Origin of the sequence: Actinopolyspora alba (assembly GCF_900112765.1) — a bacterium.
GTDB lineage: Bacteria > Actinomycetota > Actinomycetes > Mycobacteriales > Pseudonocardiaceae > Actinopolyspora > Actinopolyspora alba.
On sequence record NZ_FOMZ01000012.1, the window covers coordinates 74150 to 88652 of the forward strand.

The following is a 14503-nucleotide window of genomic DNA, read 5'->3' on the forward strand; positions in this document are numbered from 1 at the left end:
GTTCCATTATAGCCCGAGGTCACGGCACTACACCGCAGCCGGTGACCACGGACACACCGTGCAGGCGGCTCAGCCGCGCATCGCCCGCAGCGACTCCCGTAGCGACCCCATCGTCGCCATCACCGCGGTGGGTTCGTAGCCGCAGTGTGCCATGCAATTGGCGCAACGGGAATCTCTTCCCCTGCCGTAGGACTCCCAGTCGGTCTCCTCGATCAGCTCGCGGTAGGACTGTGCGTATCCGTCCGCCATGAGGTAGCAGGGGCGCTGCCAGCCGTACAACGAGTACGAGGGGATCGCCCAGGCCGTACAGGCGAAGTCGCGCTTGCCCTCGAGAAAGTCGAGGAACAGCGGTGAGTGGTTCAACCGCCACTTCTTGCGCCTCCCGTCGGCGAAAGCCTTCTTGAAAAGCTCCCTGGTCTCCTCGACCCCCAGGAAGTGATCCTGGTCGGGCGCCTTGTCGTAGGCATACGCGGGGGACAGCATCATCTGGTCGACGTTGAGTTCGTCGTTGAGGTAGTCCAGCACGTCGATGACCGTCTTGGGCGTGTCGGTGCTGAAGAAGGTGCTGTTGGTGGTCACGCGGAAACCGCGACGTTGAGCGTCCTTGATGTTGTCCACCGCCTGCGCGAACACTCCCTGCTTGCTCACGGAGGCGTCGTGACGCTCCTCCAATCCGTCGATGTGCACTGCCCACGAGAAGTAGGGGGAGGGCTCGATCTTGTCGATCTTGCGCGGCATGAGCAGCGCGTTGGTGCACAGGTAGACGAACTTCTTACGTTTGACGAGTTCGTGGACGAGCGTCTCGATCTCGGGATGCATCAGCGGTTCACCGCCCGCGATGGAGACAACCGGAGCTCCGCACTCCTCGACGGCGGACAATGCCTGTTCCACCGGCATCCGCTGTTTGAGCACGTTGGCCGGATGCTGGATCTTGCCACAGCCCGCGCACGCCAGGTTGCACGCGAACAACGGCTCCAGTTCGAGGGTCAACGCGAATTTCTTACGCCGCAGAATCTTTTGTTTGACCAGGTAGGCGCCAACCTTGGCGGCCTGGCGGATCGGGATACCCATTGCGGCACCTCTTTGCTTCAGCGAGAACGAACAGTATCCAGCGAACCGGCTCCCGCCACAGCCTCGGCCCAGCGAAGCAGCGGCAGGCCGGTAGCGCGTAACCGCCGCAGTGCCCCGGACAGCCGAGCCGGCGAGCCGGGACCCAGCAACGGTTGTCGGTGGGTGTCGAGTACGACACGCACGATCACAACGGGACGGTCTGCTGCCGCTGTCGCCAACACCTCCGATTCCATGTCCGCGACCAGCGCACCGCCCCGTGCAAGGGCGGCGCGCTCCGCACCGAGAACCAGTCGCTCGCTGGTCAGCACCGGACCGAGCCACACGCGCAGTCCGAGGCCGCGCAGCCGGTGGGCCAACAGCTCGGGGCGGTGGGAGCGCAGGCACGCGCCGTTCCCAGATCCGGCGACCTCGGTTCCCACCACCACGTCACCGCTGCGCAGTCCTGGGTCGAGTCCTCCTGCCAGACCGGCCACGGCCAACGCACCGAATTCGCGCGCGGTGAGTTCGGCCGCTGACCGAGCACTGCGTCGCTTGCCGTACCCGGTTCGCCACACCCGGTTCCCGCCCGATCGGCGCAACGCGCGGGCCTCCACTCGCAACGGGGTGCATACGAGCAGGTCCGATGTCATGGCGAGCACCTATTCGGCGTGGACGGCTTGTCGGTATCGCCCGAGAGCGGTCACCGGGAAGATCTGTCGGTAGAGGTGGTAGTTGATGTAGAAGTCACCCGGGAACCCCGTTCCGGTGAACTGCGGTTCCGCCCAGCTACCGTCCGCCTGTTGCGTGTCCGCCAGAAAAGCGATGCCGCGCCGCACCGGTTCGGTGTCGTGACGTCCCAGAGCCAGCAGTGCCAGCAGGGCCCAGGCGGTTTGCGAAGCGGTCGAGTCCCCTACACCGATCCAGGCCGGATCGGTGTAGGAACGCAGGTCCTCGCCCCAACCACCGTCCGGGTTCTGCCGCTGCTCCAGCCAACGGGCCGCACGGGTGAGTGCGCAGTGCCGTACCGGTATCCCTGCCTCGACCAGAGCGGGAACCACGGCCCCGGTACCGTAGATGTGGTTGGCTCCCCAGCGGCCGTACCAGGAACCGTCGTTCTCCTGCTGTTCGAGCAGCCACCTTATGCCGTCGCGAACGACGCGGTCGTCGGTGTCCCCGAGCTGGGCCAAAGCCTCCACCACGTGCGCGGTGACATCAGCGGAGGGAGGGTCGATGACCGCCCCGAAGTCGCAGAAGGGCAGCTTGTTCACCAGCCAACGCGTGTTGTCGGCGTCGAAGGCCCCCCAGCCGCCACCGCGGGACTGCATACCGCGTAGCCAGCGTCTTCCCCGGTCGGCGGCCGCGGCGATGCGGTCCTGTTCGACATAGCCGGTACGGGTGAAAGCCAGCAGTACTTCCGCGGTGTCGTCGATGTCGGGGTAGCCGTCGTTCTCGAATTCGAAGGCCCACCCTCCCCCGCCTGGTAGCTCGGGACGTCGTACCGCCCAGTCCCCTCGAACGGTGATCTCCTCGGATCGGACGAACTCGACGGCGTCACGAATCGCCGGGTCGCTGTCCGGCACCCCGGCGTCGTGCAGCGCCTGGATGCTCAGCACGGTGTCCCAGACCGGCGACTGGCAGGCCTCCAGTCTGCGGAGGCTGCCGTGTTCCGACTCCTGCCTGACCAGGAAGCCCTCCAGCCCCCGAATACCCGCACGCATCACCGGGTGGTCGAGTTGATAGCCGAGCAGGTTCAGGGCGAGCAGGGAGTAAACCCAGGGCGGCTGGATACCTCCCCAGGAACCGTCGGCTTCCTGCCTCGCCACGATCCATTCGGCCGCCCGCCGCATGGCCTGGTCGCGCAATGGCCGGAGCGGGTGCCGTTGATAGACGTGCAACGCCCGGTCGAGTCCGTTGAACACGGACTCCCAACGCGAGGTTCCGGCGTTCTCGCGCACCCGCCCCACCGGGCGTGTGCCGGTACGCAGCTCGGCGGTGTCGACTCCCAGTTCACGCCGGGGACGGAGGGTGCTGACTATGGTCAGCGGAACGATGGTCTGCCGCGCCCAGCAGCCCCAGTCGGCCAGGTTCAGCGGTACCCAGCTCGGCAGCATGACGATCTCCGGCGGCATGGCGGGTAGTTCGTCCCACGACCACTGGCCGAACATCGCCAGCCAGATACGGGTGAACACACGGGTGCGTTCGATGCCCCCGCGGCCTCGAATCCAACGCCGCGCGGCGACCATGTGCTCGTCGTCCACCTCGTCGCCCGCGAGTTTCAGGGCGATGTAGGCTTCCACGGTCGCGGACAGCTCTCCGGGACCACCGTGAAAGGCCGCCCAGGTACCGTCCGCGCGCTGCTGGGAGCGAATCCAACGTGCCGCGGCGGCGGTCTCCGCCGAGGTCCGTATCCCGAGGAACTGACGCAACATCAGATCCTCGGCGTCCATGGTCACGTTGGTCTGCAGCTCTCCCTTCCACCATCCCCGCTCGTGTTGCAGCCCCAGCAGGTGATCGCTGCCGGCTCGGAGTGCCTCCTCCCAGGAAACCCCCTGCCGCGGCGGCACCGAGGCCCGCTCGGAACCGACGTCCGCCGCGGACGGCTGCGGCGGGGGCGTCGTCTCGGTGACGGGGCCGTCGGCTCGGGGTTGGTCGGTTTGACGGATGTCGCCGTTCTGGCGCAGCGATCCGGTCACTGGTTCCTCCGGAGAACGAAATCGGCGAGTTCGGTCAGTCCTTCGGTCGCTCCCTGACACCCGGCGTCACGAAGCTGCCGGTGAGCGGCCGTCAATCTGCGTTCCGTCTCGGCCCTGGTCCATTCCTCCGAGCCCGCCGAACGCAGCAGTTCCGCTCCTCGGAGCACTTGGTCCTCGGTGGGTTCCTCCGGTTGGCGGTACAGCTCACGCAGCCGCAGACCGGCGTCGGTGTCCGAATTGAGCGCGTGCACGACCGGCATCGACTTCTTGCGGGAACGCAGGTCGGAAAGCACCGGCTTTCCGGTCTCCTCCGGATCCCCCCAGATTCCGAGCAGATCGTCGACGAGCTGGAACGCCATTCCGAGTTCGAATCCGAAACCGCGCAGTCGTCGGACGGTGTGTTCGGAAGCTCCCGACAACAGGGCGCCGAGGGAGCAGGAGCACGCGATCAGCGCGGCGGTCTTGCCGGCCACCATGCGCAGGCACTCGTCGAATCCGACCTCGGTGCGCTGCTCGAAGTCCAGATCCGCCGCTTGTCCCGCGATGAGTTCGCGAACGGTGCCCGACAGTTCACGAGCCGCCCACAACGCCCGCTGCGAATCGGCTTCGAGCAACACGCCGTTGGCGAGTCCGAGCAGCGCGTCCCCCGCCAGCAGCGCGGCTGACCGCCCGAACACGGTCCAGGCGGTGGGACGGTGTCTGCGGGAGATGTCACCGTCCATCAGATCGTCGTGCAGCAACGAGAAGTTGTGCACCAGTTCAACGGCCACCGCCCCGCTGCAGGCACTGTGTTCGTCGCCGTTGGCGGCCCGCGCCGACAACAGCACAAGTGCCGGGCGCAACGCCTTGCCCGGCCGGTCGTCCTCGGCACCCTCGGCATCGATCCAGCCGAAATGGTATTCGCAGACCCTGCGGGTGTCCGGATCCAATCTGGCGACAGTGTGACGCAACCGCGAGTCGATGGATTCCCGGGCGCTGGACAGCGCGGAGGGCATTGTCACTGTCATGCGTCACCTCCACGCCACATCGCTGTGGCGATCGACGGTCCCGCTGACGACGCTGGCCGCGGTGTTTCCGCTCCGTACGGCCCCTTCTAGGGTGTCCGGCCAACCGGTGTCGGTCCACGCGCCCGCCAGCACGAGTCCCCGTTCGGCCGTGCGCGCGGCCGGACGCGACGACCTCGCGCCGGGGACGGGCCGAAACGTGGCCGCGGGCTCTCTCGTGACGAAGAAATCCAGCAACCGCGCTTCTCCAGCCGCGGGAAACAGCTTTCGCAGCTCCGGTAGGTACTGCTCACGCAGCCGTGCGGAGCGCGCCTTCACCTCCTCGTGGGCCGCGGACAACGAAATCGCCAGATACTGGCCGCGTGGCGCGTCGGCGGCTTCCGTCCGGTCGAACAACCACTGCACCGGGGAGTCGAGGGAGGCGGCCATGGACAGGTCGGTGACCCTGCGGTCGAAATGGGCGTGCACGTTCACGATGGGCGCGCGCGACAACGCGGTGAAGTCGACCCCGACGGATGAGGTTCGATCCGCCAGCAGTTTGGCGGCGGCCGGGTGCGGAACGGCGAGGACAACCGCGGCCGCGGTCAGTTCGTACTCTTGCTCGGCGCTTACCCGCACGCGGTAGTCACCCGGTTCGCCGGATATCTCCAGCGCCTTGTGCCGGGGCAACGGCAGCACGCCTGCCTCGGACAGTTTCCGCAGGGCGGGATCACCGTGCACTTCGCTCAACGGGCGACGGATCACCCCGATGTCGCCGCCGGTGGTGGTGTCCAACATTCCGGTACGGAACACTTTGACCGCCTGGGCCAGCGATGCCTCGTCGGGCTGGGAATTCAACGCCGCGACGCAGAACAGTCCCCACAGCGTCGCCACGGAGCGGTCCGATTCGCCACGAGAGCGCAGCCAACTCCCGAAGTCGGTGCGGTCCAGGGCCGGATCGTCCGGGTCCAGTCCGCGCAGTGCCAGCGCCGTCCGCGCCGCGGTGAGCCGTTGCCGTGGGGACAGCGCACGATGTCCCCACAGGGCGGGCAACAGGTGTCCCGGCGGGGGCAGCTCGGCACGCCGCAATGTCCAGCCGGGACCGTGCGGGGTGATCACCGGGACGCGGAATCTCGGTTGGATCCGCACCCTGTCGAGGGTGCCGAGACGTCGTAGCAGCGCGAGGTACTCGGTGTAGCAGCGCAGAAAGACGTGCTGTCCGGTGTCCACGGTGAGCTCGCCCCGGGAGAACGAGTAAGTGGCTCCGCCCAACCGGGAACGCGCCTCCAACAGGGTCACGTCGAAACCGGCGTCGCGACAGCCGAACGCGGCGGAAACACCGGCCAGACCACCACCGATGACCACTACCCGCCCACGGGTCATGATTTCATCCCCGCCAGTGAACGAGCCGCTACGATCATTTTCTGCCTGCCCGGCAGTGTGACCCTGCCACGAGTCACCGCGGCGGGGTCATTCGCGATGTGCCGCAGCAGCTCGTGGTATATCCCCGCCATCGCCGCGCAACAGGCGCGGCTGCGGTGATCGAGCAGGGGAAGCAGCCGCAAGCCCTCGGAGTACCACCCTTCGATTCGACGGGCCTGGAAACGCACGAGCTCGTTCAGGGCGTCGGGCGGATCGGTGAACATCCCCCGCGAGTCCAGTTCGAGTGAGACACCGAAACGACGCAGGTCCTCGGCCGGCAGGTAGACCCGACCGCCGCGACGATCCTCCAGCAGGTCGCGCAGGATATTGGTCAGTTGCAACGCCACTCCGAGGGAGTCAGCACGCTGGGCGGCCGGTCCGGCGACCTCGTGGCCGAACACCCCCAGCGAGAGTCGACCCACCGACCCGGCGACACAACGGCAGTAGTGCGTGAGTTGTTCGAAGGTGTCGTAGCGAGTGCCGCGTACGTCGGCCTCGCACCCGTCGATGAGTTCGTGGAACACCTCCAGCGGCACGGGCAACCCGCGGGTGGTGTCGGCCAGTGCCACCAGTACGGGGTCCTTGGCGTCCGGCCCGACATCGTCGAGATCCTGTCGTGCCTGTTGCAGGCGTACCAGCTTCTGCTCGCTCGACAACGAACCGTCTCCGATGTCGTCCACCCTGCGGGCGAAGGAGTACACGGCGGAGAGCGCGCCACGTTTGACCGGAGGCAGCAGCCGTATTCCGTAGAAGAAGTTGCGCGCCTGGGTTCGGGTGATCCGTTCGCAGTACCGGTAGGCGCCGCGGACGCGGTCGTGTTCGAGCCCCGCCGATGACGACATCGAGAGGCGGACCCATTCGGAGAGGATCCTCCTCCGGTTGGGACGCACCTCCACTGCCAGTGGGTCGTACCCGGCCGGTTCGAAGGCCCGTGCCGTGGCCACCCCGCCTGCCACGTAGCCCGCGACCGCCAGCCGGGCCAGTCCGGACAGCCGTCCCACCAACGGTTGGCCGGATCGCAGCAGTTCCAGCGCGCGATCCACTTCGAACCACACGGCCCCGCGCAGTTCGGCGGATGCTGTTGGGGCCGCGAGTTCCGATTCCGCACACCCGAAGTCCCGCAGGTCGGTGAGCGGCATGTAGATTCTGTCCTTGCGGAAGTCCTCGCCGATGTCCTGGCAGTGTTCCAGGATCTGCAAAGCGGAACAGATACGGTCGGAAAGTCGGATCAACTCCGGCTCGGCCCGGCCGAAGATGTAGAGGACCAGTTCCCCGATCGGGTTGGCGGCGTAGTAGCAGTAATCGAGCAGTTCCTCGAAAGTGGAATAACGACGTACGTGCTGGTCCCGTCGATTCGCCTCGATCAACCGGGAGGGGACCGCGCGGGGAATACCGCAGGCACGCACGGTCGGTGCGAACGCGCGCAGCAACGGAAGTCGTGGTGTGCCGTCGTAGGCACGTCCCAGATCCGCCTCGAGCAGTTCCAGCAATCCCTCACGGGGGCCGCACGCCTCGTCACCGGCGTAGTCCACCAGTCGGGCGAAGCCGTACACGGCCATGAGGTGTTGTCGGATCCGGTACGGCAGTACTCGGGCGGCGACGGTGAAGTTCTCCGACTGGGCCCGCGCCAGCACCTCGCCCACCTCCGGCAGCTGGCCGGGTAGCACCATCTCGAACGATCGTGCCGACTGCCGAGCAGGGCGGGCACGGTCCGGTATCGCAGCCATGACCACCTCCTACCCCGCACAGCTGATGAGGGCGTTCATTGTGGTCAGCGTAGATCGCTGAGCGACACAGCGCAGGCTTACTGACCTCGTCCGATTGAGTGACTTAGTGAATACTTGATGTCACTGACAGTGCAACACCCAGTGCAGTAGCTCAACATCGGGTGGTGTTCAGTCCCTGACGGACCGCACTGTCAGTCGGCCGAATGCCGTGGCGGAAACCGCCACCACCACCGCGCCCACCGCGAAGAAGAATCCGAGCTGCGCCGCCACCCACATCCCCGGTGAACCGAGCGGGGCACCGATCGGAGTCGCGACGCCTTCCGTACCCCACAACCTGCTCAGACTGGGACCGATGACCAGCCAGACGCCCCCCGCCATCGCCAGCACACTGGCCACACTCGCCAGAAACCGATTCCGGGTGGGCACCAACGACAAACCGCCGAACAGGATGGCCAGCGCGGGCAGCACGCACAGCAACAGCCGGTCGACGGTGAAACTCCACGGCTGCGTGCTACCGAAACCGTAACCGAAGTAGGGTCCGACGAACGGGATCAGGCCGGTCCACGCTCCCAACAGGACGAGCAGCACTCCGCTGAGCGCTCCCCGGCTGCGCCGCACGCTCGACACCGAGCCACGGGTGGTGTTCGGCGCTCCCGCGTAGTGCTCGGCCAGCCTTCCCTCGAACTCGGGGCGCAACTCTGCGTCCGCGGCGGCCGTGGGAGCGGATCGCACCTGGCGTTTGCTGGCCGTGATGCGCACCGCTCCCTGACGGGGGTCGGCGTCGTGCAGCGGAACGAAACGTTGTTTGCCACCCGCGCGCACCACTCCCCACGTGGGTGAGCCGCTTCGGGGTCCGAGATAGACCTGCTCCAGCTTGCCCAACCGTGAACCGTCACGATCCACCACGGTCCTACCCGACAGGTCCGGCCCCGGTTCCGCCCCGGTGTGTTCGGGACCGGTGTGTTCGGGACCGGTGTGTTCGGGACCGGTGTGTTCGGGACCGGGTTCGGGGTCGTGGTGTGGTGTGGACACCGTGACCACCTCGCATTCTCAGGTCGTCCGGTATCAGGTCGCCCGGTAGGAGCCACCGCTGTCGTCGCCGCCCCGCTCGGTCTCGGCGGGTGCTCCACTCGGTTCCGGAGCGGTTCCCGCACCGCGCACCGTCCAGTTCTGGGACTGTTCGGCGGTTTCCGCACCCTGCGGAGAGGCGGCCTGTTCGGCGCCGGGGAAGTTGCGACGGTAACTCGAATTGATCATCTCCGCGGCGGCCTCCCTGCCACCGAGACCGAAGGCCAGTGCCGAGCCCAGAGCTATCGCCCCGACCAGGGCAACATAAGTCACGGTGACGATCACCGGAGCGATACGAAGCTGCGTGAGAATCATGAACACACCGATCGCCATCACCAGCGCCGGAGCCGCGGTACGTGCCATGCGACCGGCCGGTGTGTCCCCCAGCGTGCGTCCGGCCAGCGTACCCACGGCCCCCGCGACGGCCGCGGCGACGAGGAAAATCGCCAGCGCGGCGATCACGCGCGGGAGATAACCGAGCACCACGTTCATGAAGCCGGTCAGCGCGGGGATACCGAGCGTTCCGATCGCCGAGGACAGCACGAAGAGCATGATCACGGCGAACACGACGGTACCTATCAACCTCGAGGGGCTGCCTCGGGGACTGAGGCGCTCCACATAGCGGGCTCCCTGGCCGGCGCGGGACATCCGGTCGTCCAGATGGAGACGCCGCAGCAGCCGCGTGACGAGTGCCCGAAGGATCCTCGCGACGATGTAACCGATCACCAGCACCAGAAGCGCGCCGATCAGCTGCGGCAGATAGCCGACCAGCTGTGTGAACCCGCTCTGCAGGCTGTCGAGGACGTTGAACCCGGTTCCTTGCGCTAGGACCATATCCATGGCACGCCTCCTACTGCAGGCATCGTGTGGGGTCCGATTGCAAACCCGCACGGACCGGCGCGCAAATCCGGACGAACTCCTCCCCCGGATTTCCACGGCGGTTCGCCGGAAGTGTTCGCTCCGGTACGACTTCCAGCCCCTGGCCAGGGGTTTGTGGCTTCGAGCAGCCGGGAACCCGCCTGGAGTGGAACGGATGAAATTCAGGCACGAACTGGCACAACAGCTGCGAGTGGACTCGATCAGAGCCGCCGATGCGGCGGGCTCGGGCCATCCCACCTCGTCGATGTCCGCGGCCGATCTGATGGCGGCATTGCTGGACGGTCACCTGAGACTGGATTTCGACCGGCCGAAAGACCCCCGGAACGATCACCTGGTCTTCTCGAAGGGGCACGCCTCTCCGCTGTTGTACTCCTGCTTCAAGGCCGCCGGAGCGATCGACGACGCGGAGCTACTGACGTTCCGCGAATTCGGCAGCAGGCTGGAAGGCCACCCAACACCCGCCCTACCCTGGGTGGACGTGGCCACCGGTTCACTCGGGCAGGGACTGCCGGTAGGAGTGGGACTGGCGCTGACCGCCGCGAAACTGGACACGTTGGGCAGCCGGGTGTGGGTGCTGTGCGGTGACAGCGAAATGGCGGAAGGATCGATCTGGGAGGCGTTCGAACACGCCGCTCACTACCGACTGGACAACGTTGTCGCACTCGTGGACGTCAACCGTCTCGGCCAAACCGGCGAGACCATGCACGGCTGGGACCTGAAAGCCTACTCGGATCGTGCCCGCGCCATCGGTTGGCACACCGTGGAGGTGGACGACGGACACGATCCGGAGCGGATCGAGGCCGCGCTGAACGAGGCGGAAGCGACACGGGGACGGCCGACAGCCGTCGTGGCTCGCACCAGAAAGGGCAAGGGAGCCAGCGAGGTCGAGGACCTGCCGGGCAAACACGGCAAACCACTGCAGGACCCGACCGCGGCCATCGAGGAACTCGGCGGAACGCGCGAGCTGCGCGTCAAGGTGAACCCGCCCGAGACGGTGGGCGACCCCCGCACCTTCACCACGGCCTACGAGCCACCCCCAGTTTTCGAGGTCGGAGACGCCGCGGCCACCCGCAAGGCTTACGGACAGGGGTTGCGAGCACTGGGATCCCGGCGTGGCGAGGTGGTCGCGCTGGACGGTGAGGTGTCCAACTCCACGCATTCGGAGCAGTTCCGCGAAGCGCATCCGCAGCGGTACTTCGAAATGTACATAGCCGAACAGCAGATGCTGGCCACAACGGTGGGGATGCAGGCACGGGGGTGGATACCGTTCGCCTCCACCTTCGCGGCGTTCCTGAGTCGTGCCTACGACTTCATCCGGATGGCCGCGGTCAGCCGTGCCGCGCTGAATCTGATGGGCTCACACGCCGGAGTCGCCATCGGCGAGGACGGACCCTCCCAGATGGCCCTGGAGGACCTGGCCGCCATGCGTGCGGTGCACGGCAGCACCGTGCTGTACCCCTGTGACGCGAATCAGACGATCGGTCTCCTCGAACCGATGGCCGACCGGGACGGCATCTGTTACCTGCGGGCGAGCCGTGGTGCCACTCCGGTGATCTACGGGCCCGACGAGGACTTCCCCATCGGCGGTTCCAAAACTGTGCGGCAGGGTGACCACGTGACCCTCGTGGCAGCGGGCGTGACCCTGCACGAGGCGCTGGATGCCGCGGAGCGGTTGGCAGCGGAGGGCATCCGGGCACGGGTGATCGACCTGTATTCGATCAAACCGATCGACATCGAAACCCTGCGCCTGGCGGCCGAGGAAACCGACGGGTTGGTGACGGTGGAGGACCACTGGCCCGAGGGTGGACTCGGCGACGCGGTGCTCGCCGCGCTCGCCGAGGCGGGAGCCAGTGTGCCCGTGACGAAGTTGGCGGTCACCGAGATGCCCGGTTCCGGTAAACCGGCCGAACTGCTCGCGCAGGCCGGAATCGACTCGGCGGCCATCACCCGTGCCGCCCGGGAGCTGATGCCCGGCTCCGGCACTCGCTGACACATCCCCGGTTCCGGTGTAGTACCGCCCTTCCGGGTGATACGCCACGCCGGGAAAGCCCTGGCCGGTACCCGTCGGGTACGGATGGGCGAGAATGCTCATCACAACAAGGGATCAAGGCCGGTCGAAGGGCTGAACAGGATCGTGACGACGTCGATTCACCAAAGGATCGCCGACGAACTCGGCGTGGGCGCCGAGCAGGTCGAAGCCGCCGTGCGGCTACTGGACGACGGGGCGACGGTGCCGTTCGTCGCCCGCTACCGCAAGGAGGCAACCGGAGCGCTCGACGACGAGCAGCTGCGTACGCTGGAGCAGCGGCTGCGCTATCTGCGCGAGATGGAGCAGCGGCGCAACACGATCCTCGAAGAGATCCACAAGCAGGAAAAGCTCGACGACGAGCTCCACGGCCGGATCATGGCCGCCGACTCCAAGGCCCGGCTGGAGGATCTGTACCTGCCGTTCAAACCCAAGCGCCGAACCAAGGCACAGATAGCCCGCGAAGCGGGGCTGGAACCACTCGCGACCGGGCTGCTGGACGATCCGGAACAGGACCCCGAGACCTCGGCAGCCGCGTACGTGGACGCCGACAACGGTGTGCCCGACACCGCGGGCGCGCTGGCCGGGGCACGTTCCATCCTGGTGGAGCGTTTCGCGGAGGACGGCGACCTCATCGGGCAACTGCGCGAACTGGCCTGGCAACGGGGCCGGTTGTCCTCGAGCGCTCGCTCCGGTGCGGCCGAGAACGATTCGAAGTTCACCGACTACTTCGACTTCGCGGAGTCGTTGGGGACGCTGCCCTCGCACCGGGTGCTCGCGCTGTTCCGCGGTGAGAAGGAAGAAGTCCTCGAACTCACCCTCGATTTCGATCCCGACAGCTCTGACGGGCAGGGCTCAGCCGAGGGGCGGGCACCGAGTGACTACGAACGACGTATCGCCGCCAGGTTCGGCGTCGAGGATCGCGGCCGTGCCGCCGACGCGTGGTTGCGCGAAACCGTGCGCTGGGCGTGGCGTACCCGGATCATGGTTCACCTGGACATCGACCTGCGCAACAGGCTGCGGCAGCGGGCCGAGGACGAGGCCGTGCGGGTGTTCGCGGGAAACCTTCGCGATCTGCTGCTGGCCGCCCCCGCCGGACCACGTGCCACGATCGGTCTCGATCCGGGCTACCGGACAGGAGTGAAGGTGGCCGTTGTGGACGCCACCGGCAAGCTCGCCGAAACCGCCACCATCTATCCGCACGAGCCGCAGCGGCGTTGGGAGGAGGCGCTAGCCACCCTCCAGCGGTTGGTCGACCGACACGGGGCGCGCCTGCTCGCAGTCGGCAACGGAACGGCTTCCAGGGAGACCGACAAACTGGCGGCGCGACTGGCCGAGTCCCGCGATGGCCTGATCAGAGTCTCGGTCTCGGAGGCAGGCGCCTCGGTCTATTCCGCCTCGTCCTACGCGTCGCGGGAGCTCCCCGAAGTGGACGTGTCGCTGCGGGGGGCCGTCTCGATCGCCCGGCGGTTGCAGGACCCGCTCGCGGAACTCGTCAAGATCGATCCGAAGTCGATCGGAGTCGGGCAGTATCAGCACGATGTTTCCGAGTCGAAGCTCTCGCACTCGCTGGACGCGGTGGTCGAGGACTGCGTCAACGCCGTGGGCGTGGACGTGAACACCGCCTCGGCGCCGCTGTTGAGCCGCGTTTCGGGTATCAACGCCGGCCTGGCCGAGAACATCGTGGGCCACCGCGAGACGAACGGGCGCTTCCTGTCCAGGCAGGCGCTCCGGGAGGTCTCCCGACTGGGACCGAAAGCGTTCGAGCAGTGCGCCGGATTCCTGCGGATCACCGACGGCGAGGACCCGTTGGACTCCTCCAGCGTCCACCCGGAGAGCTATCCGGTGGTGCACCGGATCGTCGAGTCGACCGACAGCTCGTTGGACGGAATCATCGGTAATCGCGGTCTGCTGCGCGAGCTGCGGGCCGCGGACTTCGCCGACGAGTCCTTCGGCCTTCCCACGGTGACTGACATCATCTCCGAACTGGAAAAACCCGGACGCGATCCACGTCCGGAGTTCCGCACCGCCAACTTCGCCGAGGACGTCCACTCGTTGAACGACCTGGCACCCGGCATGGTGCTGGAAGGGGTGGTCACCAATGTCGCCGCGTTCGGTGCGTTCGTCGACGTCGGGGTGCATCAGGACGGGCTGGTACACGTCTCCGCGATGTCCAAGTCGTTCGTCAACGATCCGAGAGAGGTCGTCAAACCGGGCGAGGTCGTACGGGTCAAGGTTCGTGAGGTGGACGTGAACCGCAAACGCATCTCGCTGACACTTCGGCTGGACGACGAGGTCACTCCCACCGGAAGTGGTTCCGGGGCGGAGTCCGGTGACTCCGGCAAGCGGACTCGCGGTTCCGCGGCCAACGGCGGGGCCGGAGCGAAGCGCGGCAACGGTGCCAACCAACGCCAGGGCAAACAACAGGGCAAACAACAGCAGAGCAAGCGCGACGCGGGCAGCGGGGCCATGGCTGACGCCCTGCGACGCGCGGGCTACCGCGAGGACTAACCGGTACGGCTCGTGCGGCGGGTCGGAGGCGCAGCCGTCCCGCCGCACGAGTTCCGGGAAGTCTTAGGGCCCCGACGTAGCCGCTCCACCCGTGCCCGAGCGATCCGGAAACCACGGTACGGCCTTGAGCAGCGGACGACATGG

General features: G+C 67.0%; 10 protein-coding genes and 1 pseudogene. 2 read left to right on the plus strand and 9 right to left on the minus strand.

Annotated features, from left to right (window positions below):
- Nucleotides 1-69: 69 nt before the first annotated feature.
- The 9 genes and pseudogenes from hpnH to BM150_RS18050 form a co-directional block, all read right to left on the minus strand.
- On the minus strand, nt 70-1071 hold the full coding sequence (gene hpnH / locus BM150_RS18015; RefSeq protein ID WP_092928486.1) for an adenosyl-hopene transferase HpnH: 1002 nt from the start codon (nt 1069-1071) through the stop codon (nt 70-72).
- Between the two features lie 17 nt (nt 1072-1088).
- The gene (locus tag BM150_RS18020) at nt 1089-1700 is read right to left on the minus strand and encodes a phosphorylase family protein (protein WP_139219582.1); all 612 of its coding nucleotides are present in this window, start codon (nt 1698-1700) and stop codon (nt 1089-1091) included.
- Nucleotides 1701-1709: 9 nt separating this feature from the next.
- Nucleotides 1710-3614, minus strand: coding sequence for a squalene--hopene cyclase (gene shc / locus BM150_RS18025; protein WP_342752597.1), 1905 nt, complete (start codon nt 3612-3614; stop codon nt 1710-1712).
- 125 nt (nt 3615-3739) lie between these two features.
- Complete coding sequence (locus BM150_RS18030; protein WP_092928489.1) at nt 3740-4750, minus strand: polyprenyl synthetase family protein; 1011 nt, start codon at nt 4748-4750, stop codon at nt 3740-3742.
- Between the two features lie 3 nt (nt 4751-4753).
- Nucleotides 4754-6109: a hydroxysqualene dehydroxylase HpnE gene (gene hpnE / locus BM150_RS18035; RefSeq protein WP_092928490.1), complete on the minus strand. Its 1356-nt coding sequence runs from the start codon at nt 6107-6109 to the stop codon at nt 4754-4756.
- Nucleotides 6106-6990, minus strand: coding sequence for a presqualene diphosphate synthase HpnD (gene hpnD, locus BM150_RS25140; RefSeq protein WP_342752598.1), 885 nt, complete (start codon nt 6988-6990; stop codon nt 6106-6108). Before hpnD ends, hpnE begins: the two co-directional genes overlap by 4 nt.
- Nucleotides 6991-7023: 33 nt before the next feature.
- A pseudogene (hpnC, locus tag BM150_RS25145) lies at nt 7024-7875 on the minus strand (squalene synthase HpnC); the annotation flags it as partial.
- Nucleotides 7876-8043: 168 nt separating this feature from the next.
- Nucleotides 8044-8907, minus strand: coding sequence for a PRC-barrel domain-containing protein (locus BM150_RS18045; protein WP_092928562.1), 864 nt, complete (start codon nt 8905-8907; stop codon nt 8044-8046).
- Between the two features lie 33 nt (nt 8908-8940).
- Nucleotides 8941-9783, minus strand: a complete 843-nt coding sequence (locus BM150_RS18050) for a mechanosensitive ion channel family protein (RefSeq protein ID WP_092928492.1) — start codon at nt 9781-9783, stop codon at nt 8941-8943.
- Between the two features lie 193 nt (nt 9784-9976).
- Here BM150_RS18050 and BM150_RS18055 point away from each other — a divergent pair, with 193 nt between their 5' ends.
- Together BM150_RS18055 and BM150_RS18060 are read left to right on the plus strand one after the other, a co-directional pair.
- A complete protein-coding gene (locus BM150_RS18055; RefSeq protein ID WP_092928563.1) occupies nt 9977-11812 on the plus strand; it encodes a transketolase in 1836 nt (611 codons plus the stop codon).
- A gap of 84 nt (nt 11813-11896) precedes the next feature.
- Nucleotides 11897-14359, plus strand: coding sequence for a Tex-like N-terminal domain-containing protein (locus BM150_RS18060; RefSeq protein WP_175496898.1), 2463 nt, complete (start codon nt 11897-11899; stop codon nt 14357-14359).
- Nucleotides 14360-14503: the final 144 nt, after the last annotated feature.

Bases quoted from the DNA above. Each gene is read 5' to 3' on its own strand.
- BM150_RS18055 (WP_092928563.1), top strand. From the start codon at position 9,977: ATGAAATTCAGGCACGAACTGGCACAACAGCTGCGAGTGGACTCGATC.
- BM150_RS18020 (WP_139219582.1), bottom strand. From the start codon at position 1,700: ATGACATCGGACCTGCTCGTATGCACCCCGTTGCGAGTGGAGGCCCGC.
- hpnD (WP_342752598.1), bottom strand. From the start codon at position 6,990: ATGTCGTCATCGGCGGGGCTCGAACACGACCGCGTCCGCGGCGCCTAC.
- BM150_RS18050 (WP_092928492.1), bottom strand. From the start codon at position 9,783: ATGGATATGGTCCTAGCGCAAGGAACCGGGTTCAACGTCCTCGACAGC.
- BM150_RS18030 (WP_092928489.1), bottom strand. From the start codon at position 4,750: ATGACAGTGACAATGCCCTCCGCGCTGTCCAGCGCCCGGGAATCCATC.
- BM150_RS18060 (WP_175496898.1), top strand. From the start codon at position 11,897: ATGGGCGAGAATGCTCATCACAACAAGGGATCAAGGCCGGTCGAAGGG.
- hpnE (WP_092928490.1), bottom strand. From the start codon at position 6,109: ATGACCCGTGGGCGGGTAGTGGTCATCGGTGGTGGTCTGGCCGGTGTT.
- hpnH (WP_092928486.1), bottom strand. From the start codon at position 1,071: ATGGGTATCCCGATCCGCCAGGCCGCCAAGGTTGGCGCCTACCTGGTC.